The organism is Pseudomonas sp. RC10-4-2 (genome assembly GCF_050433085.1).
Classification (GTDB): Bacteria; Pseudomonadota; Gammaproteobacteria; order Pseudomonadales; family Pseudomonadaceae; genus Pseudomonas; species Pseudomonas aeruginosa.
Genome location: NZ_JBNPXX010000004.1, coordinates 452,171 through 477,021, shown reverse-complemented (window position 1 = coordinate 477,021; position 24,851 = coordinate 452,171). Strand labels below are relative to the sequence as shown.

The window sequence follows — 24,851 nt, the reverse complement described above, 5'->3', positions numbered from 1 at the left end:
CCGGCGATAAAATGGATCGGTGATACTGCTGCCATCCATTCGCCTCCCGGAGACCGCCATGAACACCGATAGCCCGATCAACCGCGTCGAACAGGTACAGGTCGACGACCTGGCCTGCTGGCGCATCCACACCGCCCATGGCGAGGCGCTGATCGCCCAGCAGGGCGCGCAACTGCTCAGCTACCAGCCCCACGAACAGCCGCCGCTGGTCTGGCTCAGCGACGAGGCCGGCTACCGGCGCGGGCAGTCGGTACGCGGCGGGGTGCCGGTGTGCTGGCCGTGGTTCGGTCCGCTGGAGCGCAACCCGCAGGAAGTCCGCGGCCAGGTGGAAGATGGCCTGAAGGCGCCCGCCCACGGGCTGGTCCGGGCAGTCGACTGGGAAATCGACGACATCGCCGAGGAGGACGGCGACCTCTGCGTCAGCTTCCGCCTCGACGCCCCCGATGGCCTCCCCGGCTGGCCGCACCCGGCGGCGCTGCGCATGCTGTTCCGCTTCGGCGAGCGCCTGACCCTGCGACTCACCAGCGAGAACCTCGGCAGCAAGCCGCTGGTGCTCAGCCAGGCACTGCACACCTACTTCGCGGTCAGCGACAGCCGCGAGATCGCCATCGAGGGCCTGGAAGGCGCGCGCTACATCGAGACCCTGGAGAACTGGGAAGAACGCACTCAGCACGGCGCGGTACGGGTCAAGGGCGAACTGGATCGCATCTACCTCGGTCTCGAACGCGACCTGCTGATCAAGGACCCGCGCTGGGAACGCAGCATCCACCTGCACGCCCTCGACTCGCGCTCGGCGGTGGTCTGGAACCCCTGGGTGGACAAGTCCCGGCGTCTCTCGCAGTTCGCCGACGACGCCTGGCAGCAGATGCTCTGCATCGAGACCGGGCGGGTCTGGGACGACCTCATGGTGGTCGCCCCCGGGCGCAGCGAAAGCTTTGGCGTGCAGATCTGGAGCGAGCCGCTGAAACGACCCTGAGCGGGTCGGCGAGCGGACGGCGCGGCTCGCATCGTCCGCCATGGACCGTTGCGCAGGTGCCGGCCCTACAGGTCCGCTTCCTCCACCACCTTCACCCGCGCCTTGTCGATGGCGTAGGCGGCATCGGCCAGGTCATTGCTCACCTGCTCGATCTTCAGCGTGCCGCTGACCCACAGCGGGGTGTAGATATCGGTCAGCTTCAGCCCCTGTGGATAACGCACCAGGACGATCTGGTTCGGCGGCGGCGGCGGCACGTGGATGCAGGCGCCCGGATAGGGCACCAGGAAGAATTCGGTGACGCGGCCCTTGGCGTCGTTCTCCAGCGGCACCGGGTAGCCGCCGAGGCGGACCGCCTTGCCATCCAGGCTGGCGACGGTCTTGGCCGAATACATCACCGCCGGCATCTTCCGGTCCGACTGCTTCAGGCCCCCCTTGCTGGTGAAGGTGCCGGCGGCCTCCGGGGTGTCGTGGACGATGTCGGGCATTTCTTCCAGCGCCTTGCGGTCGGCCGGCGGCATCAGTTCCAGCCAGTCGGTCTCGGGCAGTTCGGCGTGGACCAGGGGTGAGGACAACAGGGCGAGCAGCAACAGGCGGGCGAACGGGAAGCGGCGCATGATGGCGGGAATACCGGCGAAGTGAGGAAACGCCGGCCCCCGCGGGGGCCGGCCAGAGCCATCAATTCTTCTTGATCAGGCCGTAAATGACCAGCAGTACGACGGCGCCGACCACCGCGCCGATGAAACCGGCCGCCTGGCCAGCCTGGTAGAAGCCGATCGCCTGGCCGCCGTAGGTGGCCAGCAGCGAACCGCCGATGCCGAGCAGGATGGTCATGATCCAGCCCATGCTGTCGTCACCTGGCTTCAGAAAGCGTGCAACGAGACCAACGATCAGTCCGACGATGATGGTTCCGATTAATCCCATGACAGTCCCTCCTTACGGGTGTATGCGCATGTATTGCGCCTGCCATGGGACAGTGTAGAAAAGCCTTGGGTTCAGTGCCGCCCGCCAACCCAAGGATGGGCGGGCGGCAATCGCTCACGCCTCGATCAGCGCCTCGACCTCGGCGATGCGCGCCTGCAGCGTCGCCCGGTCGACACAACGCAGGGTGGCGTGGCCGACCTTGCGGCCGTTCTTGAAGGCCTTGCCGTAGTGATGCAGGTGGCAGTCGGCGACGGCGACCACCTGAGCCACCGGGGGGACCGCGCCGATGAAATTGAGCATCGCGCTCTCGCCAACCTTGGCGGTCGAGCCCAGCGGCAGGCCGGCGACGGCGCGCAAGTGGTTCTCGAACTGGCTGCACTCGGCGCCTTCGATGGTCCAGTGCCCGGAGTTGTGCACGCGCGGGGCGATCTCGTTGGCCTTCAGGCCGCCGTCCACCTCGAAGAACTCGAAGGCCAGCACGCCGACGTAGTCGAGCCGGGCCAGCACGCGGCCGACGTAGTCCTCGGCCAGCGCCTGCAACGGATGCCCGCTGCTGGCCACGGAGAGCTTGAGGATGCCGCTGTCGTGGGTGTTGTGCACCAGCGGGTAGAAACGCGTCTCGCCATCGCGAGCGCGCACCGCCACCAGCGAGACTTCCCCGGTGAACGGCACGAAGCCCTCGAGGATGCACGGCACGCTGCCCAGTTCGGCGAACGCGCCCTGCACGTCGGCCGGCTGGCGCAGGACCTTCTGGCCCTTGCCGTCGTAGCCCAGGGTGCGGGTCTTGAGCACCGCCGGCAGGCCGATGGCGGCTGCGGCGGCATCGAGGTCGGCCTGGGACTGGACGTCGGCGAAGTCCGGAGTGGGAATGCCGAGGTCCTTGAACATCGACTTCTCGAACCAGCGGTCGCGGGCGATGCGCAGCGACTCGGCGTTCGGGTAGACCGGCACGAACTGGGAGAGGAAGGCCACGGTTTCCGCCGGCACGCTCTCGAACTCGAAGGTCACCAGGTCGACCTCGTCGGCCAGTTGCCGCAGGTGCTCCTGGTCGCCGTAGTCGGCGCGGATGTGCTCGCCCAGGGAGGCCGCGCAAGCGTCCGGCGCCGGGTCGAGGAAAGCGAAGTTCATGCCCAGCGGGGTTCCCGCCAGGGCCAGCATGCGGCCCAGCTGGCCGCCACCGATGACACCGATTTTCATGGTTCGAGCCTTACCTTCTCAGAGCCTGTCTCACGCATCGCGCGGGTCGGGATTGTCCAGCACGGTTTCGGTCTGGTTGGCGCGGAACTGCTTCAGCGCCTCGTGGTACTGCGGGTGCTTGGCGCCGAGGATGCTCGCCGAGAGCAGCGCCGCGTTGACCGCGCCGGCCTTGCCGATGGCCAGGGTGGCGACCGGTACGCCGGCGGGCATCTGCACGATGGAGAGCAGCGAGTCGACACCCGACAGCATCGACGACTGTACCGGCACGCCGAGTACCGGCAGGTGGGTCTTGGCCGCGCACATGCCCGGCAGGTGGGCGGCGCCGCCAGCGCCGGCGATGATCACTTCGAGGCCGCGGCCTTCGGCTTCCTCGGCGTACTGGAAGAGCAGGTCCGGGGTGCGGTGGGCGGAAACCACCTTCACTTCGTAGGGGATGCCCAGCTTGTCCAGCATGTCCGCGGTGTGACTGAGGGTGCTCCAGTCCGATTTGGAACCCATGATCACGCCAACCAGTGCGCTCATCGTCGTGCCTCTCTCAAATGCGCCGTCCGGCGCGTCAGAAACCAACAAGCCACGCTTCGTCGAGGGGCGTGGCTTGTACTGGGCCGAGCCGGCGGGCAGTGCCGGTTCGAAGGCGGCGCAGTATACCGCAAAGGCAGGCCGGGCGCGCGCCGGGGGCTACCGTCCGTCCCGTTTTTTCGCGCCATGGCGGGAAACTTGCCGCAACTCAATGCGCGCCTGCCACGAGCGGCCAGACTGGTTGTCGCGGCGCGCTCCGAGGGAGCGGCGGCCGCGCCGGTTCCGCAGCCTGTCGCGGTGCCCGTCAAAGGCGCCGCGACAGGCGCTCAGCCCCGTCCAAGGAGATGACCATGACCCTGCCACAGACCATGAAAGCCGCGGTCGTGCACGCCTACGGCGCGCCGCTGCGGATCGAGGAAGTCAAGGTTCCGCTGCCCGGCCCCGGGCAGGTACTGGTGAAGATCGAAGCCTCCGGCGTCTGCCACACCGACCTGCATGCCGCCGAGGGCGACTGGCCGGTGAAGCCGCCGTTGCCGTTCATTCCCGGTCACGAAGGCGTCGGCTACGTCGCCGCGGTGGGCAGCGGAGTGACCCGAGTGAAGGAAGGCGACCGGGTCGGCATCCCCTGGCTGTACACCGCCTGCGGCTGCTGCGAGCACTGCCTGACCGGCTGGGAGACCCTCTGCGAGAGCCAGCAGAACACCGGCTACTCGGTGAACGGCGGCTATGCCGAATACGTATTGGCCGACCCGAACTACGTCGGAATTCTGCCGAAAAACGTCGAATTCGCTGAAATCGCGCCGATCCTCTGCGCCGGCGTCACCGTCTACAAGGGGCTCAAGCAGACCAACGCGCGCCCCGGCCAGTGGGTGGCGATCTCCGGCATCGGCGGCCTCGGCCACGTCGCCGTGCAGTACGCCAGGGCCATGGGCCTGCACGTCGCCGCCATCGACATCGACGACGCCAAGCTGGAACTGGCGCGCAAGCTCGGTGCCAGCCTGACGGTCAACGCCCGGCAGGAAGACCCGGTGGAGGTGCTCCAGCGCGACATCGGCGGCGCCCACGGGGTGCTGGTCACCGCGGTATCCAATAGCGCCTTCGGCCAGGCCATCGGCATGGCGCGCCGCGGCGGTACCATCGCCCTGGTCGGCCTGCCGCCGGGTGACTTCCCGACGCCGATCTTCGACGTGGTGCTCAAGGGCCTGCACATCGCCGGCTCCATCGTCGGCACCCGCGCGGACCTTCAGGAAGCCCTCGACTTTGCCGGCGAAGGCCTGGTCAAGGCGACCATCCATCCGGGCAAGCTGGACGACATCAACCAGATCCTCGACCAGATGCGCGCCGGGCAGATCGAGGGGCGCATCGTCCTCGAGATGTGACCTGCGGGGCGGCGTCCCGGCGCCGCCCTTGCCTGTCTACTCGACGCTGCCCAGCCCGCCTTCCAGCTTGCGCCAGAGCAGGCGGATCGCCGCCTTGCGTACCAGCGCGCAGCGGTACAGGCGGATTTCCTGCGGCACGAACCATTGCGGCCCGCCACAGATCGCCAGCTCACCGCGCTCCAGTTCGTTGACCACGCTCAGCCGTGGCACCCAGGCCACGCCCATGCCTTGCAGCGCCATGCTCTTCAGGCTGTCGGCCATCGCCGTCTCGTAGACCGTGGTGTAGCGCAGGTTGCGCTGGCGCAGCAGCAGGTTGACCCCGCGGCCGAGGAAGGCGCTGGCGCTGTAGGCGAGCAGCGGCACGCTCTGGCCGTTCTCCAGGTCGAACAGCGGCTGGCCCTCGGCGTTCACCGCGCAAACCGGCAGCATCTCGGTGCGCCCCAGGTGCAGCGAGGGGAAGATCTCCGGGTCCATCTGCAACGCGGCGTCAGGGTCGTAGAACGCCAGCATCAGGTCGCAGCTACCCTCGCGCAGGGAATGCACCGCCTCGCCGACGTTGGTGGCGATCAGCCGGCTGGCGATGTTCAGCCCCTCGTTGCGCAGCCGCGCGATCCACTGCGGGAAGAAGCCCAGCGCCAGCGAGTGGGCGGCGGCGAACTGCAGCACCTCGCCCTGCCCGCCTTCCAGGTGGTGCAGGTGGCGCACCACCTGGCCGAGCTGCTCGACCACGCTGCGCGCGGTGACCAGGAACAGCTGCCCGGCCTCGGTCAGTTCCACCGGCGTGCGCTGGCGATTCACCAGGGTCAGGCCGAGGGCGTCCTCCAGGCTGCGAATGCGCCGGCTGAAGGCCGGCTGGGTGACGAAGCGTTTCTCCGCCGCCTGGGAAAAGCTGCGGGTGCCGGCCAGGGCGATGAAATCCTCCAGCCACTTCAGTTCGAGGTTCACGACGGGAAAGGCTCCGGTAATGCGATGACACGTCCGCCATCATACCAGCGTCACATCCAACATTATGCCGTTTGTGCATGAGGCAGCGTTTAACAGCATTGGCCACGAAATCGTCACATCCTTAGTCTAGTGGGCATCGCGGCACTGGCCGTGTCCCTCTGAGACAAATCCCGTCATGTCCCCCGTTGCATCTTCCCGTATCGAGAAAGACCTGCTCGGCACCCTCGAAGTGCCCGCTGACGCCTACTACGGCATCCAGACCCTGCGCGCCGTGAACAACTTCCGCCTCTCCGGGGTGCCGCTGTCGCACTACCCGAAGCTGGTCGTTGCCCTGGCCATGGTCAAGCAGGCCGCCGCCGACGCCAACCGTCAGCTCGGCCATCTCCCGGAAGACAAGCACGCCGCCATCAGCGAGGCCTGCGCCCGCCTGATCCGCGGCGATTTCCACGAGCAGTTCGTGGTGGACATGATCCAGGGCGGCGCCGGCACCTCCACCAACATGAACGCGAACGAAGTGATCGCGAACATCGCGCTGGAAGCCATGGGCCACACCAAGGGTGAGTACAAGTACCTGCACCCGAACAACGATGTGAACATGGCGCAGTCGACCAACGACGCCTACCCGACCGCCATCCGCCTGGGCCTGCTGCTCGGCCACGACACCCTGCTGGCCAGCCTCGACAGCCTGATCCAGGCCTTCGCCGCCAAGGGCGTCGAATTCGCCGGCGTACTGAAGATGGGCCGCACCCAGTTGCAGGACGCCGTGCCGATGACCCTCGGCCAGGAATTCCACGCTTTCGCCACCACCCTCGGCGAAGACCTCGACCGCCTGCGTCGCCTGGCGCCGGAGCTGCTCACCGAAGTGAACCTCGGTGGCACCGCCATCGGCACCGGCATCAACGCCGACCCCGGCTACCAGAAGCTCGCCGTCGAGCGCCTGGCCGCCATCAGCGGGCAGCCGCTGAAGCCGGCCGCCGACCTGATCGAAGCCACCTCCGACATGGGCGCCTTCGTGCTGTTCTCGGGCATGCTCAAGCGCACCGCGGTCAAGCTGTCGAAGATCTGCAACGACCTGCGCCTGCTCTCCAGCGGCCCGCGCACCGGCATCAACGAGATCAACCTGCCGCCGCGCCAGCCGGGCAGTTCGATCATGCCGGGCAAGGTCAACCCGGTGATCCCGGAAGCGGTCAACCAGGTCGCCTTCGAAGTGATCGGCAACGACCTCGCCCTGACCCTGGCGGCCGAAGGCGGCCAGTTGCAACTGAACGTGATGGAGCCGCTGATCGCCTACAAGATCTTCGACTCGATCCGCCTGCTGCAACGCGCCATGGACATGCTCCGCGAGCACTGCATCACCGGCATCACCGCCAACGTCGAGCGCTGCCACGAACTGGTCGAGCACAGCATCGGCCTGGTCACCGCGCTGAACCCGTACATCGGCTACGAGAACTCCACGCGGATCGCCAAGACCGCCCTGGAGAGCGGCCGCGGCGTACTGGAACTGGTACGCGAGGAAAAGCTGCTGGACGAAGCCACCCTGGCCGACATCCTGCTGCCGGAAAACATGATCGCGCCGCGCCTGATTCCACTGCGCGCCTGATCCGATACGAGATCGAGCGCGCCCAGGTCCGGCTATCGACGCAGCCGGGCCGCAGCGCAGCCGATCGAAGAAGGCTCACCGGTAGAGGGGGAGTACTACCCCCTCGACCTTTAGGGATGGATACCCTTCATCCCTTCTTTTATACCCGGCGCCCCGGCCCAGCCGCGGCGCCACGCTCACCGGTCGAGAGGGATACCAACTTTCCCTCTCTACACTCTGAGGGACACGGCGACCTGCGGTGTCCCTTCTTTTTTTCACCGCTCAAGACGGCCCGCAGATCTTCCCCGTTGCCGAGGTGTTGTGTGGCTGCGCTCACCTGTGGATAACGTCCGCGTCATACGTCCTACGAAGACATATCCCCTCTCAACACCCCGTCAACCCTTGCTCCCGCCGCTCCTCCGGGAAGAAATAGGGCCTCAATACCCGTACCCCGACGCTGTTGCCGGCAAACGCCGCCACCAACCACAACCAGCCATGCAGGCTGCCGGACGCGATCCCGCTGAAATACGCGCCGATGTTGCAGCCATAGGCCAGGCGCGCGCCGTAGCCGAGCAGCAGCCCGCCGATCACCGCCGCCGCCAGCGAACGGCGCGGGATGTCCAGGTTCGGCGCGAAGCGTCCGGCCAGGCCGGCGGCGAGCAGCGCGCCGAGGACGATGCCGATGTCCATCACGCTGGTGATGTCTTCCCACAGCGGCGCGGCCAGCGCCTTGGCGTTCGCCGGCGTCTGCCAGAAGGCCCAGGCGCCGACGTCCAGGCCCACGCCCTGGGCGATCTTCGCGCCCCACAGGGCGAAGGCCGATGTGATGCCCCAGGGGCGTCCGGCGAGGTACAGGGTGAGGAAGTTGAGCAGCGCCAGCGCCAACGCGCCCCAGACCAGCGGCCAGGGGCCGCGGAGGAAGCGCCGCCAACCCCGCCATTCGGCGCTCGGCGGGGTTTCCAGGGTGCCGTGGCGGGCCTTCTCCATGCGTACCGTGACCCCGGCGATGCCGATGAACACCGCCAGGCTCAACACCAGCGCCGGTGCCAGGCCCAGTTCGGCGACCAGCGAGATCGGCGGCAGCGACGGCAGGGCGAACCACCAGCCGACATGCTGGGTGGCGATCAGCGAGCCGAGGATGAAGAACAGCAGGGTCACCAGCATCCGCGCGTTGCCGCCGCCGACGGTGAACAGGGTGCCGGAGGCGCAGCCGCCGCCCAGTTGCATGCCGATGCCGAAAATGAAGGCGCCGACGATCACCGAAGTGCCAACCGGCGAGACGAAACCGCTCACCGGCTGGCCGAACAGGCTGCCCGCCGCCAGCGCCGGGAAGAACAGCAGCACCGCCACGGCCAGCATCACCATCTGCGCGCGCAGCCCGGCGCCGCGCCGTTCGCGGATGAATACCCGCCAGGCGGAGGTGAAGCCGAAGGCGGCGTGGTAGAGGGTCAGGCCCAGGGCGCCGCCGACGATGAAGAGGATGGCCTGGCGCGCGCTGACCGCGTTGAACAGGAACAGCCCGCCGAGCACCAGCAGGGCGAAGGCGATCAGGGGGGCGGCGAGCTTGCGCTCGGGCACGGCGGAAAGGGCGACACTCATGGCTACTCCTGGGCGCGAGGGTGATCCGGGGGCATTCTAGTCAGTCGCGACGACGGGTCCAACCAGGGCCTCCCGCCGCCAGGCCTTGCGCAACGCCCGCAGCGCCTCGTCGATACGCACCTCGGGTACTGCCGCGAAGCCCAGCACCAGGCCCGCGCGGTCGTCTGGCGCAACGCTGGAGTCGTCCATCCAGTAGTCGCTCAAGGCGCTGACTTCCACCCCGGCGGCTGCCGCCGCGGCGATCAGGGCCCGCTCGCGCGCCAGGCTGTCGACCCGCACGCACAGGTGCAGCCCCGCCTCCACCGCCGGCAACGGCTGGCAACCCGGCGCCTCTGGCCAGCCCCGCAGCAAGGCGTCGCGGCGGGCGCGGGCGGCGCGGCGCATGCGGCGGACGTGGCGCTGGAAATGCCCCTCGGCGATGAAGTCGGCCATGACCCGCTGGGTGCCCACCTCCGAATGGCGTACCTCGATGGCCCGCCGCTGGCGGAAGCGCTCGACCAGCGCCGGCGGGACCACCAGGTAGCCCAGGCGCAACGCCGGGAAGGCGATCTTGCAGAAGGTCCCGACGTAGAGCACCCGGCCCTGTCGGTCCAGCGCGGCCAGCGGCGCCAGCGGCGTACCGCTGTAGCGATACTCGCCGTCGTAGTCGTCCTCGACGATCCAACCGTCGGCGCGCTCGGCCCACTCCAGCAGCTCCAGGCGCCGCGCCAGCGACAGGGTGACGCCGGTGGGGTACTGGTGTGACGGCGTGACATAGGCCAGGCGGCAGCCGGCAATGCCCGCGAGCCGGTCGCTGCGCAGCCCCTCGGCGTCGAGGTCGATCCCGTGCGGTACCGCGCCGGTCGCGGCGAAGGCCAGGCGCGCCGCGCGGTAGCCAGGGTTTTCCACAGCCACCGGATCGCCGTTCTCGAGCAACACCTGGGCGCACAGGCGGATGGCCTGCTGCGCGCCATGGGTGACGATCACCTGTTCCGCCTCGCAGCGCAGGCCGCGCGCGCTGCGCAGGTAGGCGGCGATCAGCTCGCGCAGGCGCGCCTCGCCGGCCGGGTCGCCGTAGCCCAGGCAGTCCGCCGGTGGGTTGCGCCAGAAGCGCGCCTGTAGCCGCGCCCAGGTGTCGAAGGGGAACAGGTCGAAGGCCGGCACGCCGACGCGGAACGCTCGCGGCGCGCCTTCCGGTGGCGGCGCCAGGGCCGCCGGGCCGCGCGGCGCGGGAGCGCTCGGGGCTACGGCGGGGGCCCTGCCTGGGATTTCCTGCAACTCGGCAACGTAGGTGCCGTCGCCTGTGCGCCCGTCGATATAGCCCTCGGCGTGCAACTGTTCATAGGCCCGCACCACGGTGTTGCGCGAGACCTTCAGGGCCTGGGCCAGTTCGCGGCTGGCGGGCATCCGCGTGCGGCTGCCGAGGCGGCCGTCGAGGATCCGTTCGCGCAGCGCGGCGTAGAGCTGGCGGGCCAGGCCCTGGGCGGGGTCGAGGTGGATGCCGGCGGCGTCGAAGGGCAGTACGGTGGCCATGGCGGTCTCGGAGGGAAGAAAGCGCCAGTGTGGATTGGACCTGTGGAATTGACCAGCAATGGATCTTCTAGCGGACCATTTCCCGGCCTAGTCTGGAGGCACCTTTACCCGGACATGGAACCGAGCCATGAGCACGTCCCTGCAGATTCGTCCCGTCGGCGCCGGCGACCACGCCGCCTGGCTGCCGCTGTGGGAGGGCTACCAGCGCTTCTACAAGACCGAGATCGCCGCCGCTACCAGCGACGCCACCTGGCAGCGCTTCCTCGACGCCGACGAACCGATGAACGCCGCCCTCGCCTGGCTCGACGAGCGCGCCGTAGGCCTGGTGCACTGGATCTACCACCGCTCCTGCTGGACCGTCGGCGACTACTGCTACCTGCAGGACCTGTTCGTCGCCGAGGGCCTGCGCGGCGAAGGCATAGGGCGCCGGCTGATCGAGCATGTCTACGCCGAGGCCGGCGCCGCTGGCTGTTCGCGGGTGCACTGGCTGACCCACGAGAGCAACAGCGACGCGATGAAGCTGTACGAGCGCATCGCCGACAAGTCCGGTTTCCTTCAGTACCGCAGGATTCTCTGAGGCCCACCATGCGCGAACCCTTGAACTGGCGCCCCGTCGCCACTCCACCCCACGCCCCGCTCGACGGCCGCTTCGTCAAGCTCGAACCGCTCGATCCGCAACGCCACGGCGACGACCTGTGGGACGCCCTGCAAGGGCCTGGCGCCGACCCGTTGCTGTGGGAATACCTGGCCTACGGCCCGTTCGCCGAGCGCCCGGCGTTCGACGCCTGGCTGGCCGGCCAGGCGGCCAGCCGCGACCCGCTGTTCTTCGCCGTGCGCGAGCGGCGCACGCAGCGCGCCGTCGGCCTGCTCAGCTACCTGCGGATCACGCCGAAGGATGGCGTCATCGAAATCGGCCATATCGCCTTCGGCGCGCCGATGCAGCGCACACCGGGGTCTACCGAGGCGGTCTACCTGCTCGCCGAACTCGCCCTCGGCCGCCTCGGCTACCGCCGCCTGGAGTGGAAGTGCAATGCCGGCAACGCCCGTTCGATGCGCGCCGCCGAGCGCCTGGGCTTCACCTACGAAGGCACCTTCCGCCAGCACATGGTGGTCAAGCAGCGCAACCGCGACACCGCCTGGTTCTCCCTGCTCGACAGCGAATGGCCGGCGCGACAGGCGGCGTTCGAGCGCTGGCTCGATCCTTCCAACTTCGACGCCGAAGGCCGCCAGCGGCAGACGCTGGAGGCGCTGCGCGACTAGCCCCTGGCAGGGACTGCCGGTCGCTCAACGGTACTCCGGCAGCCAGTGCAGGCTGGCCAGGATGTGCGCGACCGCGTTGGCCACGCCGAACAGCAGCACCAGCACGATCGCCGGCGTGCCGCCCCAGGCGCGGAACAGCGGGCTGCCGAAGCGCTTGCGCGAGGCCCGCGCCATCAGCGCCGGAACGATCACCGCCCAGAACGCCGCGGCCAGCCCGGCGAAACCGATGGCGTAGATGAAGCCGTTGGGGAACAGCAGCCCGCCGATGGTCGGTGGGACGAAGGTCAGCAACGCGGTCTTGAAGCGCCCGAAGTGGCTGTCGTCGAACTTGCACAGGTCGGCCAGGTAGTCGAACAGGCCGAGGGTCACGCCGAGGAAGGAGCTGGCCACCGCCAGGTTGGAGAAGGTGGTGAGCAACGCGTTCAGCGAATCCGACGCGGTGATCCGGTGCAGGTATTCCACCAGGGTGCCGACGTTGCTGCCGCCGGCGATGATGCCCTTGAACTGCTCGCGCGGGATGGTGCCCAGGGTGCTGGCCTGCCACAGCAGGTAGATGGCCAGGGCGATCAGGGTGCCGATCCACAGCGAACGGCTGATCCGCTGCGGGTCCTTGCCGTAGTACTTCATCAGGCTCGGCACGTTGCCGTGGTAACCGAAGGAAGTCAGGCAGAACGGCAGGGTCGCCAGCAGGTAGGGCCAGTAGACCGCGTCCGGCTCGCCGCTGTTGAACAGGATCGCCGGCTGGATGCGCCCGAGCAGGCCGCTGATGGAGAGGCCGAAGGTAATGATCATGCCGCCGAGCATCAGCGTGGTGATGCGGTCCACCGCGCGGGTGCTCCACCACACCACCAGCGCCACCGCCAGGGCGAACAGCAGCCCGGCGAGCTTTTCCGGCAGGGTCACGCCGAGGCCGCTGGACAGGGTGTAGCCGATGATCGAGCCGCCGCCGGAGATATAGGCATAGGTGAGGATATAGAGGACGAAGGCGATGCTCAGCCCGTTGACCACATTCCAGCCCTGGCCGAGCAGGTCGCGGGTGATGGTCGAGAAGCTCGAGCCCACCGGGTAGTTGAGGTTGGCCTCGAGGATCATCATCCCCGACAGCAGCATGCAGAACCAGGTGAGCAGGAACACCGCCACCGACCAGCCGAACCAGATGCCGGACATGGCGATGGGCAGGGAGAACATTCCGGCGCCGACGGCGGTGCCGGCGATGATCATCGAACCGCCGAGCAGCGAGGGCCGGCGGCTGGGCGTTTGAGCTGGAGAGGACGACACCTGGACTTCCCGATAGTCAGCGCCTGCGGCGCGACGCGCCGTTGGGCAGAGGCGGCATTCTAGGCGGCGCGCGCGCCGGGCGCACCCTGGCAGGGCGAACAGCCGGCCGACGCGGCAACCGATGCCGATAAAAAAAGGGGAGCATCATGCTCCCCCAGGGACTTTAACCGTCTGTCGCGGTCAGCCCGCAATCTCGATCAGGATCTCGCCCGGGTTGACCCGGTCGCCCTTGGCCACGTGGATCGCCTTGACCGTACCGGCGATGCCGGCCTGGACCTCGGTTTCCATCTTCATCGCCTCGGTGATCAACACCGCCTGGCCGGCCTTGACGCTATCGCCTTCCTTCACCAGCACGTCGACGATGTTGCCCGGCATGGTGGTGCTGACGTGGCCCGGCTCGCTGGCATGCTTGCGGCCGCTGGCGGAGCCGGCGACATATTCGTTGAGCGGCTCGAACACCACTTCTTCCGGCATGCCGTCGATGGACAGGTAGAAGTGCCGCTTGTTGTCGCTCTTCACGCCGACCCCGGTGATGTCGACGCGGTAGGTCTCGCCGTGCACGTCGATGACGAACTCGGTCGGGGTGCCTTCCGCGCCAGCGGCGGCGACGCCCTTGCCGGTGGGAATCGGCAGCAGTTCCTCGGGCTTCAGGGTGCCGGCCTCACGCTCTTCGAGGAACTTGCGCCCGATGTCCGGGAACATCGCGTAGGTGAGTACGTCTTCCTCGGACTTGGCCAGGTTGCCGATCTCGCTGCGCAGCTTGTTCAGCTCCGGCTTGATCAGGTCGGCCGGGCGCACGTCGATGACTTCCTCGCTGCCGATGGCCTGGCGCCGCAGTTGCTCGTTGACCTCGCCGGGGGCCTTGCCATAACGGCCCTGCAGGTACAGCTTCACTTCGTTGGTGATGGTCTTGTAGCGCTCGCCGGCGAGCACGTTGAAGAACGCCTGGGTGCCGACGATCTGCGAAGTCGGCGTCACCAGCGGCGGGAAACCGAGGTCGGCGCGGACCCGCGGGATTTCCTCGAGCACCTCGCCCATACGGTTCAGCGCGCCCTGCTCCTTGAGCTGGTTGGCCAGGTTGGAAATCATCCCGCCCGGCACCTGGTTGACCTGCACGCGGGTATCCACGCCGGTGAATTCGCTCTCGAACTGGTGGTACTTCTTGCGCACCGCGTGGAAGTACATGCCGATCTCCTGGATCAGCTCCAGGTCCAGGCCGGTGTCGTAGGGGGTACCGCGCAGCGCCGCGACCATCGACTCGGTGCCCGGGTGGCTGGTGCCCCAGGCCATGCTGGAGATCGCCGTGTCGATACGGTCGGCGCCGTTTTCCACGGCCTTGAGCTGGCACATGCTGGCGACACCGGCGGTGTCATGGGAATGCACCACCACGTCCAGCGGCAGGGCGTCCTTCAGGGCCTTGACCAGGTCGCCGGTGGCATAGGGGGTGAGCAGGCCGGCCATGTCCTTGATGGCGATGGAGTCGACGCCCATGTCGGCCATCGCCTTGCCCTGGGCGACGAAGGCCTCGATGGTGTGCACCGGGCTGGTGGTGTAGCAGATGGTGCCCTGGGCGTGCTTGCCGGCGGCCTTCACCGCCTCGATGGAGACGCGCAGGTTACGCACGTCGTTCATCGCGTCGAAGATGCGGAACACGTCGATGCCGTTGACCGCCGCCTTGGCCACGAAGGCGCGCACCACATCGTCGCTGTAGTGGCGGTAGCCGAGCAGGTTCTGCCCGCGCAGGAGCATCTGCAGGCGGGTGTTGGGCAGCGCCGCCTTGAGCTTGCGCAGGCGTTCCCACGGGTCTTCCTTGAGGAAGCGCACGCAGGCGTCGAAGGTGGCGCCGCCCCAGACTTCCAGCGACCAGTAGCCGACGCGGTCGAGCTTGTCGCAAATCGGCAGCATGTCCTCGGTGCGCATGCGGGTCGCCAGCAGAGACTGGTGGGCATCGCGCAGGATGGTATCGGTGACGCCGGTCTTCTTCGCTTGGATGGTGTTGCTCATGTTCTGCTCCTTCCCTTACAGGCCGGCGTGGGCCGCGATGGCGGTGGCGATGGCGATGGCCAGGTGCGACGGGTTGCGCTTGATCGAGTACTGGGTCAGTTCCGGGTGGCTTTCGACGAAGCTGGTGTTGAACTGGCCGCTGCGGAATTCCGGGTTGCGGAGGATTTCCTGGTAGTACGGCGCGGTGGTCTTGACCCCCTGCACGCGCATGTCATCGAGGGCGCGCAGGCCGCGATCGAGGGCCTCTTCCCAGGTCAGCGCCCAGACGATCAGCTTCAGGCACATCGAGTCGTAGTACGGCGGGATGGTGTAGCCGGTGTAGATCGCCGTGTCGGTACGCACGCCGGGGCCGCCGGGGGCGTAGTAGCGGGTGATCTTGCCGAACGAGGGCAGGAAGTTGTTCTTCGGGTCCTCGGCGTTGATGCGGAACTGCAGGGCGTAGCCGCGATGGACGATGTCGTCCTGCTTGACCGACAGCTCCAGCCCGGAAGCGATGCGGATCTGCTCGCGGACCACGTCGATGCCGGTGATCTCCTCGGTGATGGTGTGCTCCACCTGGACCCGGGTGTTCATCTCCATGAAGTACACCTCGCCGTCGGCGAGCAGGAACTCCACGGTGCCGGCGTTCTCGTAGCCCACCGCCTTGGCCGCGCGCACCGCCAGGTCGCCGATATAGGCGCGCTGCTCGGGAGTGAGCTGCGGGCTCGGGGCGATCTCGATGAGCTTCTGGTTGCGGCGCTGGATCGAGCAGTCGCGCTCGAACAGGTGCACGGTGTTGCCGAAGGAATCGGCGAGGATCTGCGCCTCGATGTGCTTGGGATTGACGATGCACTTCTCGAGGAATACCTCGGCGCTGCCGAAGGCCTTGGTCGCCTCGGAGATCACCCGCGGGAACGCCTGTTCCAGCTCCTCGCGGCTGTTGCAGCGACGGATGCCGCGACCGCCGCCGCCGGAGGTGGCCTTGAGCATCACCGGGTAGCCGATCCGCTCGGCTTCGCGCAGGGCCTCGGCGAGATCGGCGACGTTGCCTTCGGTGCCGGGGGTACAGGGCACGCCGGCGGCGATCATGCTGCGGCGGGCTTCGGTCTTGTCGCCCATGCGGCGGATCACTTGCGCCGACGGGCCGATGAACTTGATACCGCGCTCGGCGCAGATTTCCGCCAGCTCGGCATTTTCCGAGAGGAAGCCATAGCCGGGGTGCAGGGCGTCGCAGCCACTTTCCACCGCCAGGTTCACCAGGGCGCGCGGGTTGAGGTAGCCGGCCAGCGGGTCCGCGCCGATGCTGTGGGCTTCGTCGGCGCGCTTGACGTGCAGCGCGTGGCGATCGGCCTCGGAGTAGACGGCCACCGAGCGGATGCCCATCTCGGCGCAGGCGCGCACGATGCGGACGGCGATCTCGCCGCGGTTGGCGATCAGGATCTTCTTGATCACGGAGGTCTCCCTCTTCGGGGTTGGGAACCTGGTACGGTCGATCCGGATATTCCGGTCGCTGCATGACCGGCAGGCAGCTCCCGGTCGCGCTTTTACCCTACCCCCGTGAGGGTGATTAACAAAAATCAATAATTATTGGGATAGCCATTAGAAAAGCTTTATAGTCGCCCGACCGATCTCGGTCAGAGTGTGACTGGAATGCGTAAGTCGTTGATGCGTATGACATTACGGCAGCTTCAGGTTTTTCGTGCCGTATGCGAGAGCCGCTCCTACAGCCGGGCGGCGGAGGAAATGGCCCTGACCCAGCCGGCGGTCAGCCTGCAGATCCGCCAACTGGAAGAGCTGGTCGGCCAGCCGCTGTTCGAGTACGTCGGCAAGAAGCTCTACCTGACCGATGCCGCCGAAGCCCTGCTGAAGACCAGCACCGACCTGTTCCAGCGCCTGGAAAGCCTGGACATGCAGCTCTCGGACCTGAAGGGCTCGCTGCAGGGCCAGTTGCGCCTGGCGGTGGAGTCCAGCGCCAAGTACATCACCCCGCACCTGTTCAAGGCGTTCCAGAACCTGCATCCGGAAGTCAGCCTGAGCCTGACGGTGGTCAACCGCACCCAGGTGATCAAGCGCCTGGCCGACAACCGCGACGACCTGGTGATCATGTCCCTGGTACCGCAGGACATGGCCCTGGAGTTCCTGCCCTTCCTGAACAACCCGATCATCGCCGTGGCGCCGCCGGACCATCCGCTGTGCAACGCCGCGAAGCTGGCCCTGAAGGACCTGGAGCCCTTCCCGCTACTGGTCCGCGAACCGGGCTCCGGCACCCGCAAGGCTTGCGAGGAGTTCTTCCAGCAACGCCGCGCGCACTTCTCGCAGATCCAGGAGATCGCCTCGCTGGAGTCCCTGCGCGAAGGGGTGATCGCCGGCCTCGGCCTGGCCCTGCTGCCGCGCCATGCGGCGCACCAGGAACTGGCCAACGGCCTGCTGCGCGAACTACCGGTGGAGGAATTGCCGCTCTATCGCAGCTGGTGCCTGGTGCACGCCAAGGGCAAACGCCTGAGCCCGGTGGCCCAGGCGTTCGTCGCCTTCGTCCGCGAGGAGCGGGCGCTGATCAGCCAGCTCGCTGGGCGCTTCGCCGGCCCTGGCGGTTCGAGCTGAGGTAGGCGGCGGCTACCAGCTCGGGGTAGTCGGCCAGTTCCTGGCGCAGGCGCAGTTCTTCGCAGTGGTCCTCGATCGCCCGACGGAATTGCATGCGCCGCTGGTCTTCGAGCTTGCGGCGGGTTTTCGAATCCACGTGCTGGGCATTGGCATCGCTATGACGGGGCATCTCGCGTCTCCCATGGCCGACTGGCTGGAGTCGCGAGCATCGCGCAGCAATGTGACGGTTTGGCGGCAGGCCGGTGAAGACTGCGTTATGCCTTCCCGGCGGCGCCTCAGGACGGCTCGCCGCGCTCTTCCTGGTTCTTCATCACCTTCGGCGACAGGCGCAGGCTGCGCAGGCTGCGCTTGACGCTCTTGAGGTGGTTGACCAGGTCCGGGCCGCGGGCCATGGCCACGCCCATCGCCAGCACGTCGATCACCACCAGGTGGGCGATGCGCGAGGTCAGCGGGGTGTAGATGTCGGTGTCCTCGTGCACGTCGATCGCCAGGTTGACCGTGGCCAGGTCGGCCAGCGGGGTCTGGCTCGGGCACAGGGTGATCAGCGTGGCGCCGGCCTCGCGCACCAGGTTGGCGGTGATCAGCAGGTCCTTCGAGCGACCCGACTGGGAAATGCAGATGGCCACGTCGCTGGGCTTGAGGGTCACCGCCGACATCGCCTGCATGTGCGGGTCGGAGTAGGCCGCCGCCGACAGCAGCAGGCGGAAGAACTTGTGCTGGGCATCCGAGGCTACCGCGCCGGAAGCGCCGAAGCCGTAGAACTCCACGCGCTGGGCGTGGGCGATGGCGGCGATGGCGCGCTCCAGGGCGTGGGTGTCCAGGTGCTCGCGGACTTCCATCAGGCTGTGCAGCGTGGTGTCGAAGATCTTCAGGCTGAAGTCGGCCACCGAGTCGCTCTCATGGATCGAGAACTGGCCGAAGCTGGCGCCGGCCGCCAGGCTCTGCGCCAGCTTCAGCTTGAGGTCCTGGAAGCCGCTGCAGCCGATGGCGCGGCAGAAACGCACGATGGTCGGCTCGCTGACCCCGACCCCATGGGCCAGTTCGGCCATGGAGCTGTGCATGACCGACGCCGGATCGTTGAGAACGTGATCGGCGACCTTGAGTTCCGACTTGCGGAGCTGTTGGCGGGACTGGGCTATGTGCTGCAGCAGGTTCACAGGCTGGGCTCGATTCTCTGTAGTAACCTTGTAGTTATACTACAAACAGTCAGCCACGCCCAGCCAACGCCGTCGGGAGCTTGCCTTGAGTACACCAGCCACTCCAACGTCCTGCGACATCCTGGTCTTCGGCGGTACCGGCGACCTGGCCCTGCACAAGCTGCTGCCGGCGCTCTATCGCCTGCACCGGGAGGACCGCCTGCCGGCCGATACGCGGATCTTCGCCCTCGCCCGCAGCGCGCTGGACAACGCCGCCTTCCTCGCCCTCGCCGAGCGCAACGTCCGCGCGGTGGTGGCGCGCAGCGAGTTCGCCGCCGAACAATGGAAAGGCTTCGCCGCGCGCCTCGACTACCTGGCCATGGACGCCTCGCAGAGCGCCGACTTCGGCCGTCTCGCGCGGCACCTGAAGAGCAGCGAGGGCCGGGTGCTGGTGCACTACCTGGCGACCTCGCCGAGCCTGTTCGCGCCGATCGCGCAGAACCTCTCCATCGCCGGCCTCGCCGGGCCGCAAGCGCGCATCGTGCTGGAAAAACCGCTGGGCCATTCGCTGGACTCGGCGAGGGCGATCAACCAGTCCATCGGCCGGGTGTTCGACGAGTCGCGGGTGTTCCGCATCGACCACTACCTGGGCAAGGAAACCGTGCAGAACCTGATGGCCCTGCGCTTCGCCAATGCGTTGTTCGAGCCGGTCTGGCGCGCGGCGCACATCGACCATGTGCAGATCAGCGTCAACGAGACCCTTGGCGTGGAGAACCGTGGCGGCTACTACGACCACGCCGGGGCGATGCGCGACATGGTGCAGAACCATCTGCTCCAGTTGCTCTGCCTGGTGGCGATGGAGGCGCCGGTGCGTTTCGACGCCGAGGCTGTGCGCAACGAGAAGCTCAAGGTGCTGCAGGCGCTGAAGCCGATCTCCGGGCTCGACGTGCAGGACAAGACGGTACGCGGCCAGTACGCCGCCGGCAGGATCGGCGGCCAGGAGGTGCCGGCGTACTACTTCGAGAAGAACGTCGACAACGACAGCGATACCGAGACCTTCGTCGCGCTCCAGGCCGAGGTCGAGAACTGGCGCTGGGCCGGGGTGCCGTTCTACCTGCGCACCGGCAAGCGCATGGCGCGCAAGTGCTCGGAAATCGTCATCCAGTTCAAGCCGGTGCCGCACAGCCTGATCGACGGCGGCGGCGGGCCGGCCAACCGCCTGTGGATAAGGTTGCAGCCGGAGGAGCGGATCAGCGTGCAACTGATGGCCAAGACCCCGGGCAAGGGCATGCAACTGGAACCGGTGGAGCTGGACCTCAACCTGGCCGAGGCCCTCAGCCGCAACAAGCGGCGCTGGGACGCCTACGAGCGCCTGCTGCTGGACGTGATCGAGGGCGACTCGACGCTGTTCATGCGCCGCGACGAGGTAGAGGCCGCCTGGGGCTGGGTCGACCCGATCCTCGCCGGCTGGCGCGAGCACTACCAGAGCCCGCGGCCCTACCCGGCCGGCAGCAACGGCCCGGAACAGGCGCAACTGCTGCTGGAACTGCAGGGTCGACGCTGGCTGGAATGACGCGGACATTGATCCGGCTCAGGATCGCCCGGCGCGCGCTCGGCTAGAGTCGCGCGCCCACGTCGTTGCGAGCCCGAACCATGACCGCCACCACCCTCCGCCCCGAACTGCTGTGCCCCGCCGGCACCCTGAAAAGCATGCGCTATGCCTTCGCCTACGGCGCCGATGCCGTCTACGCCGGGCAGCCGCGCTACAGCCTGCGGGTGCGCAACAACGATTTCGACCACGCCCAACTGGCCGAAGGCATCGCCGAGGCCCACGCACTTGGCAAGCGCTTCTACGTGGTGGTCAACATCGCCCCGCACAACGCCAAGCTGAAAACCTTCCTGCGCGACCTGGAGCCGGTGGTCGCCATGGGTCCGGATGCGCTGATCATGTCCGATCCCGGCCTGATCATGCTGGTTCGCCAGCATTTCCCGCAGATGCCCATCCACCTGTCGGTGCAGGCCAACGCGGTGAACTGGGCCGCGGTGCAATTCTGGCGGCAGCAGGGCCTGACCCGGGTGATCCTTTCCCGCGAGCTGTCGCTGGAGGAGATCGAGGAAATCCGCCAGCAGGTGCCGGACATGGAGCTGGAAGTGTTCGTCCACGGCGCCTTGTGCATGGCCTATTCCGGGCGCTGCCTGCTGTCCGGCTACATCAACCGCCGCGACCCCAACCAGGGCACCTGCACCAATGCCTGCCGCTGGGAATACAAGGCGGTGGAGGGCCGCGAGGACGAGCTGGGCAACGTGGTGGCGCGGGAGCCGACCCTGGGACGCGGCGCGCCGACCGAGCAGGTGTTCCTCCTCGAGGAAGGCAACCGTCCCGGCGAACCGATGGCCGCCTTCGAGGACGAACACGGCACCTACATCATGAATTCCAAGGACCTCCGCGCCGTGCAGCACGTCGAGCGGCTGGCGCGGATCGGCGTGCACTCGCTGAAGATCGAGGGCCGCACCAAATCCCACTACTACGTGGCGCGCACCGCCCAGGTCTACCGCCAGGCGATCGACGACGCGGCGGCCGGCAAGCCGTTCGACCGCGGCCTGATGGACACCCTGGAGTCCCTCGCCCACCGCGGCTACACCGAGGGCTTCCTGCGCCGCCACGTGCACGACGAGTACCAGAACTACCAGCACGGCCATTCGTTGTCCGAGCGCCAGCAGTTCGTCGGCGAACTCACCGGCGAACGCCGCGACGGACTGGCCGAGGTGGAGGTGAAGAACCGCTTCCAGCGCGGCGACAGCGTCGAACTGATGACTCCGCGAGGCAACCTGAGCCTGCGCGTGGAGGACCTGCGCAACGCCGCCGGCGAGGCCATCGAGGTGGCGCCGGGCAATGGCCACGTGGTCTACCTGGCGCTGCCGGAAGGCCTGGACCTGTGCTACGCGCTACTGATGCGCGATCTCCAGCCCGGCCAGGATACCCGCCAGCCGCAGGCCGAACGCAGCGGCGGGTGTGCCGGCAAGGGCGCTTGCGGCTGCGCTCACTGAGGGTTGAGCAGGAACACCACGTAGCCCCTGAACCAGGGGCTCTTTTCCAGGTAGTCGGGGGCTTGCCAGTCGCCGCCCTGGACCAGGCCGATCCGGTACGGCAGTTGCAGGCGGCTGACCCGCGGGAGGTAGGCGGCGTGGTTGGGAATGCTGTGGCGCCCCTGGTAGGTCTGCACCACCACTTCGTCGACCACGCCCTTGAGCCGGTTGATCGCCGCCGGCTCGGCGTTGCTGCCCCAGTCGAGCAACCCGGTGATGCTCAAGCGGTATTCGCGGGGCAGGCGCCGGCGCAGGTCGCGGAGGAAATCGACGTACTCGTCGAGGTAGCGGGTACGCGCATCGAAGTCGATCTGGATGCCGACCACCGGGTTGCCGGCACGCTTCCAGCGCTGCACCTGGTTCAGCACGGCCTGGTAGATCTGCGGCGTCCAGCGCAGGGTATGGGCGCGGTACACCACCCAGACCTCGCCCCGCGCCAGGCGTGGCACCGAGATGCCCTGGGCGATCAGCCGCACGCCCTCGCCGGGGCGCCGGCGCGACTGGCTGATCTGTCCCTGCAGGATGTACAGCGTCTCGGCCCGCGCCAGCACCGGCTGCGGCGCGACGCCGCTCCACAGCCAGAAGGCGCCGTAGTCCTCGGCGCGCACCGCGGCCTCGACGGACGGCAACAGCGGCAGGCCCAGCAACAGGCCCGCCAGCCAGGCTCGCCAGCGCCTCACCAGTAGTACTTCAGTTCCTTGGCCCAGGAGCTGTCGGCGTAGGTCGACTTGAGCGTACGGAACCATTGCTTGCGCTCGGCCTGCGGGATGTCCTGCTGGCCGCAGGTGTTGTAGCCGGCCGGGGCGAAGCAGTTGATCGCGCGGAACAGCGCGTAGGCCTTGTCTTCGCGCGGAGCCTTGGGGTTGTCCATGACCAGGCGATAGCCATCCAGCCGGGAGTACACCTCGCCCTTGAAGCCGCTCGGGGTGCCGCCCAGCTCGTTGGCCTCGGGCTGGCTGTCCAGCGGCATGCCGTCGAGACCGTTGCGCAGGATGAATTCACCCAGGCAGTTCAGGCCCTTCGGGTCCTTGTCATCGGCGGCCAGCGCCGCGGCCGACTCGGCGATGGCCGGGCAAACGTAGCCGGACTCGGCCTTGTCGCCCTTCCAGCGGAACAGCTCCAGGCTGTTACCGGCGCCGTAGACATAGCCGAGGCTGGTGCCCAGCTTGGTCTGCGAGGGGGTTTCGCCGAGCAGCGCGAAGTCCTTGCCGAAGTCGGCGAAGCGGCTGCGGCGCAGGTCCTTGTAAAGGAGAGTGAACAGCGCGGTATCGCGCTCTTCCGCCGTCGCGCCCTGCTTGGCCTGGCGGCGCAACAGCGCGGCGTCGGCGACGTTGCGCAGGAGGATGCTGCGCAGCAGCGGCTCCTGGACCGGCGAACCTTCGGCGAAGACCTTTTCCAACTGGCCGCTGCGCTCGTAGTTGAGCGCCAGGGCCAGCTGCAACTGGCCCTTCTGGTACGGCTGCGCGGCCTGCGGCAACAGTTCCAGCCAGAGCGCCTCGGCGGCTTTCCAGTCCTTCTGCTGCTCCAGCGCCAGCCCGCGCAGGGTCTGCTGGCTGAAGCCGACGTAGTCGAGGCTGCCGACCTTTTGCGGCAGCGCTTCGAGGGTCTTCGCCGGATCCTGGTCGACATAGAAGCGATAGGCCGCCTGCAGGTAGGCGAACAGTTCGGGATGCGCGGCGAAGCTGGCCTGTTGGGCCTGCAGCGTTTCCCAGGTGAAGCTGCGCGGGGTCGACGGATCGTGGGCGCGCATCTGCACCAGGTCGGCCACCGCCAGCAGCAGCGGAGTCTGGATGTCGCCGAGCTGGATACCGGTCAGGAGCTTGTTGTCGACCTCCTGGACCAGGTCTTCCAGGGCCATGTTGCGCTGCCCTTGCTCGGCTTCGGCGAATTGCGCGGCATAGTCCTGGGCCAGCAGCTTCTGGTCGCCGGCCAGCCAATGCACGCGCCGTTGCAAGCCCTTGGCCGAGGCGGCGTAGAGCCCCTTCGGATACGCCTGCAGGTAGGCCTCGAGGGCGCTGCGGGTCTGTTCCAGGCGAGCCTTGTCGACATTCTGCAGCTCGGGGAAGCCCATGTCGTCGAAGGCGTTCTGCTGGGCGGCGTTGAGCAGGGTGCGCGCCTGCAGGTACAGGGCGGTTTCCTTCAGCCAGGGCTGCGACACGTCCTGCAACGCCTTGAAGCCCTGTTCGGCTTCGTCGAAGCGGCCGCTGTAGAAGTTGGCCGCAGCCTCCAGGTACGTGGCGAAGGCCCTGCCTGCGGCCGACTCGACGCCTTGCGCGAGCACACCGCCCAGTTCCTCTTGTTCCCAGCCGCAGGCACCGAGCAGCTCCAGGCGGCTGTTGGCCAGGGCCTTGGTCTCCGCCTCGCCCAGCCCGGCGTCACGCACCTGGCGAAGAAACGCCAGCGCGCTGTCCTGGTCGTTGCTGCGGCAGCGGCTGCCCTCGCCCTCGAAGAATTCGGCGCCGGCGATCTTTTCCGGTAGCGCTTCGGCGCCCATCTGCCGGGCCAGTTCGGCGAGCGGCGAGGGCGCTGGCGCAGGCGGCGGTGTCTCGGCTTCGCTCGCCGCCGGAGGCGCGGGCGGCTGGCTGCCGTCGCCGGGCAGCAGGCGGAACAGGCCGAACGGCACCAGGCCGTAGCCTTCGAGCTTCTCTTCCTCCGACGGCGGCGCCTCCACCAACCGCCAGTGGCCGGCGTCGGCCAGCAGCAGGCGCAGGTTGGCGCGGGTGTCGTTGCCCGGGGCGAGGAACGGCAAGGTATCGCAGACACCGCCGCCGACCAGCGACCAATCGGGATAGCAGGAGTCGTCGCTGCTGGCCTGGGCCAGCGGGGAGAGACCGGCGCCCACCAGCAGGAGGGCGGGAAGAAGCGGCTTCGAGCGCATG

The 24,851-nt window shown here is 67.9% G+C and carries 22 protein-coding genes; 8 read left to right on the top strand and 14 right to left on the bottom strand.

The genetic code is table 11. The features are described from left to right. Window positions 1-19 precede the first annotated feature (19 nt). On the top strand, window positions 20-976 hold the full coding sequence (locus FHW81_RS21000; RefSeq protein WP_003122353.1) for a D-hexose-6-phosphate mutarotase: 957 nt from the start codon (window positions 20-22) through the stop codon (window positions 974-976). A gap of 65 nt (window positions 977-1,041) precedes the next feature. Here the strand turns inward: FHW81_RS21000 and FHW81_RS20995 are convergent, their stop codons facing one another. The 4 genes from FHW81_RS20995 to purE all read right to left on the bottom strand — a co-directional run bounded on the left by FHW81_RS20995 (window position 1,042) and on the right by purE (window position 3,616). Then, window positions 1,042-1,590 (bottom strand): DUF3299 domain-containing protein, encoded by a 549-nt coding sequence (locus tag FHW81_RS20995; RefSeq protein ID WP_003096792.1) that lies wholly within the window; start codon window positions 1,588-1,590, stop codon window positions 1,042-1,044. Between the two features lie 61 nt (window positions 1,591-1,651). Then, window positions 1,652-1,897 carry a GlsB/YeaQ/YmgE family stress response membrane protein gene (locus FHW81_RS20990; RefSeq protein ID WP_003096795.1) on the bottom strand — a complete coding sequence of 82 codons (246 nt, stop codon included), beginning with the start codon at window positions 1,895-1,897 and terminating at the stop codon, window positions 1,652-1,654. Window positions 1,898-2,011: 114 nt separating this feature from the next. Further along, window positions 2,012-3,094 (bottom strand): 5-(carboxyamino)imidazole ribonucleotide synthase, encoded by a 1,083-nt coding sequence (locus FHW81_RS20985; protein WP_003146811.1) that lies wholly within the window; start codon window positions 3,092-3,094, stop codon window positions 2,012-2,014. A 30-nt stretch (window positions 3,095-3,124) separates the two neighbouring features. After that, window positions 3,125-3,616 (bottom strand): 5-(carboxyamino)imidazole ribonucleotide mutase, encoded by a 492-nt coding sequence (gene purE / locus FHW81_RS20980; protein WP_003106314.1) that lies wholly within the window; start codon window positions 3,614-3,616, stop codon window positions 3,125-3,127. A gap of 347 nt (window positions 3,617-3,963) precedes the next feature. Between purE and adhP the strand changes: the two genes are divergently transcribed. Then, entirely contained in the window at window positions 3,964-4,992 is a 1,029-nt protein-coding gene (gene adhP, locus FHW81_RS20975; protein ID WP_003096816.1) for an alcohol dehydrogenase AdhP, read from the top strand. Between the two features lie 36 nt (window positions 4,993-5,028). Here the strand turns inward: adhP and FHW81_RS20970 are convergent, their stop codons facing one another. Continuing rightward, on the bottom strand, window positions 5,029-5,937 hold the full coding sequence (locus tag FHW81_RS20970; RefSeq protein ID WP_003096819.1) for a LysR substrate-binding domain-containing protein: 909 nt from the start codon (window positions 5,935-5,937) through the stop codon (window positions 5,029-5,031). A 175-nt stretch (window positions 5,938-6,112) separates the two neighbouring features. Here FHW81_RS20970 and aspA point away from each other — a divergent pair, with 175 nt between their 5' ends. After that, the gene (gene aspA, locus FHW81_RS20965) at window positions 6,113-7,537 is read left to right on the top strand and encodes an aspartate ammonia-lyase (RefSeq protein WP_003096822.1); all 1,425 of its coding nucleotides are present in this window, start codon (window positions 6,113-6,115) and stop codon (window positions 7,535-7,537) included. 363 nt (window positions 7,538-7,900) lie between these two features. Here the strand turns inward: aspA and FHW81_RS20960 are convergent, their stop codons facing one another. Then, on the bottom strand, window positions 7,901-9,115 hold the full coding sequence (locus tag FHW81_RS20960) for a YeeE/YedE family protein (RefSeq protein ID WP_019372306.1): 1,215 nt from the start codon (window positions 9,113-9,115) through the stop codon (window positions 7,901-7,903). 36 nt (window positions 9,116-9,151) lie between these two features. Then, the gene (locus FHW81_RS20955; RefSeq protein WP_003121353.1) at window positions 9,152-10,627 is read right to left on the bottom strand and encodes a PLP-dependent aminotransferase family protein; all 1,476 of its coding nucleotides are present in this window, start codon (window positions 10,625-10,627) and stop codon (window positions 9,152-9,154) included. A 127-nt stretch (window positions 10,628-10,754) separates the two neighbouring features. Here FHW81_RS20955 and FHW81_RS20950 point away from each other — a divergent pair, with 127 nt between their 5' ends. Then, a complete protein-coding gene (locus tag FHW81_RS20950; RefSeq protein ID WP_003096834.1) occupies window positions 10,755-11,204 on the top strand; it encodes a GNAT family N-acetyltransferase in 450 nt (149 codons plus the stop codon). An 8-nt stretch (window positions 11,205-11,212) separates the two neighbouring features. Next, window positions 11,213-11,887, top strand: coding sequence for a GNAT family N-acetyltransferase (locus tag FHW81_RS20945; protein ID WP_003096837.1), 675 nt, complete (start codon window positions 11,213-11,215; stop codon window positions 11,885-11,887). Window positions 11,888-11,911: 24 nt separating this feature from the next. On the opposite strand, the gene mtr is transcribed toward FHW81_RS20945, so the two are convergent. The 3 genes from mtr to FHW81_RS20930 all read right to left on the bottom strand — a co-directional run bounded on the left by mtr (window position 11,912) and on the right by FHW81_RS20930 (window position 16,600). After that, on the bottom strand, window positions 11,912-13,165 hold the full coding sequence (gene mtr / locus FHW81_RS20940) for a tryptophan permease (protein ID WP_003146817.1): 1,254 nt from the start codon (window positions 13,163-13,165) through the stop codon (window positions 11,912-11,914). Between the two features lie 180 nt (window positions 13,166-13,345). Beyond that, on the bottom strand, window positions 13,346-15,169 hold the full coding sequence (gene oadA / locus FHW81_RS20935; protein ID WP_003105555.1) for a sodium-extruding oxaloacetate decarboxylase subunit alpha: 1,824 nt from the start codon (window positions 15,167-15,169) through the stop codon (window positions 13,346-13,348). 15 nt (window positions 15,170-15,184) lie between these two features. Continuing rightward, window positions 15,185-16,600, bottom strand: a complete 1,416-nt coding sequence (locus tag FHW81_RS20930; RefSeq protein WP_003096848.1) for an acetyl-CoA carboxylase biotin carboxylase subunit — start codon at window positions 16,598-16,600, stop codon at window positions 15,185-15,187. Window positions 16,601-16,813: 213 nt separating this feature from the next. Here FHW81_RS20930 and pycR point away from each other — a divergent pair, with 213 nt between their 5' ends. Further along, window positions 16,814-17,749, top strand: coding sequence for a LysR family transcriptional regulator PycR (gene pycR, locus FHW81_RS20925; RefSeq protein WP_003121355.1), 936 nt, complete (start codon window positions 16,814-16,816; stop codon window positions 17,747-17,749). Here pycR and FHW81_RS20920 read toward each other — a convergent pair. Continuing rightward, complete coding sequence (locus FHW81_RS20920) at window positions 17,703-17,918, bottom strand: PA3496 family putative envelope integrity protein (RefSeq protein WP_003105559.1); 216 nt, start codon at window positions 17,916-17,918, stop codon at window positions 17,703-17,705. The two genes, pycR and FHW81_RS20920, sit on opposite strands and share 47 nt — an antisense overlap. A gap of 106 nt (window positions 17,919-18,024) precedes the next feature. Further along, the gene (gene hexR / locus FHW81_RS20915) at window positions 18,025-18,906 is read right to left on the bottom strand and encodes a transcriptional regulator HexR (protein ID WP_003096857.1); all 882 of its coding nucleotides are present in this window, start codon (window positions 18,904-18,906) and stop codon (window positions 18,025-18,027) included. Between the two features lie 85 nt (window positions 18,907-18,991). Here hexR and zwf point away from each other — a divergent pair, with 85 nt between their 5' ends. Both zwf and yegQ read left to right on the top strand, forming a co-directional pair. Next, window positions 18,992-20,458, top strand: a complete 1,467-nt coding sequence (gene zwf, locus FHW81_RS20910) for a glucose-6-phosphate dehydrogenase (RefSeq protein WP_003096859.1) — start codon at window positions 18,992-18,994, stop codon at window positions 20,456-20,458. Between the two features lie 80 nt (window positions 20,459-20,538). Next, window positions 20,539-21,933, top strand: coding sequence for a tRNA 5-hydroxyuridine modification protein YegQ (gene yegQ / locus FHW81_RS20905; RefSeq protein WP_003105560.1), 1,395 nt, complete (start codon window positions 20,539-20,541; stop codon window positions 21,931-21,933). On the opposite strand, the gene FHW81_RS20900 is transcribed toward yegQ, so the two are convergent. Then, window positions 21,927-22,652 carry a DUF3142 domain-containing protein gene (locus FHW81_RS20900; RefSeq protein WP_003096864.1) on the bottom strand — a complete coding sequence of 242 codons (726 nt, stop codon included), beginning with the start codon at window positions 22,650-22,652 and terminating at the stop codon, window positions 21,927-21,929. The genes yegQ and FHW81_RS20900 overlap by 7 nt on opposite strands. Next, on the bottom strand, window positions 22,649-24,850 hold the full coding sequence (locus FHW81_RS20895) for a hypothetical protein (protein WP_003117617.1): 2,202 nt from the start codon (window positions 24,848-24,850) through the stop codon (window positions 22,649-22,651). Before FHW81_RS20895 ends, FHW81_RS20900 begins: the two co-directional genes overlap by 4 nt. Between the last annotated feature and the right edge of the window lies 1 nt (window position 24,851).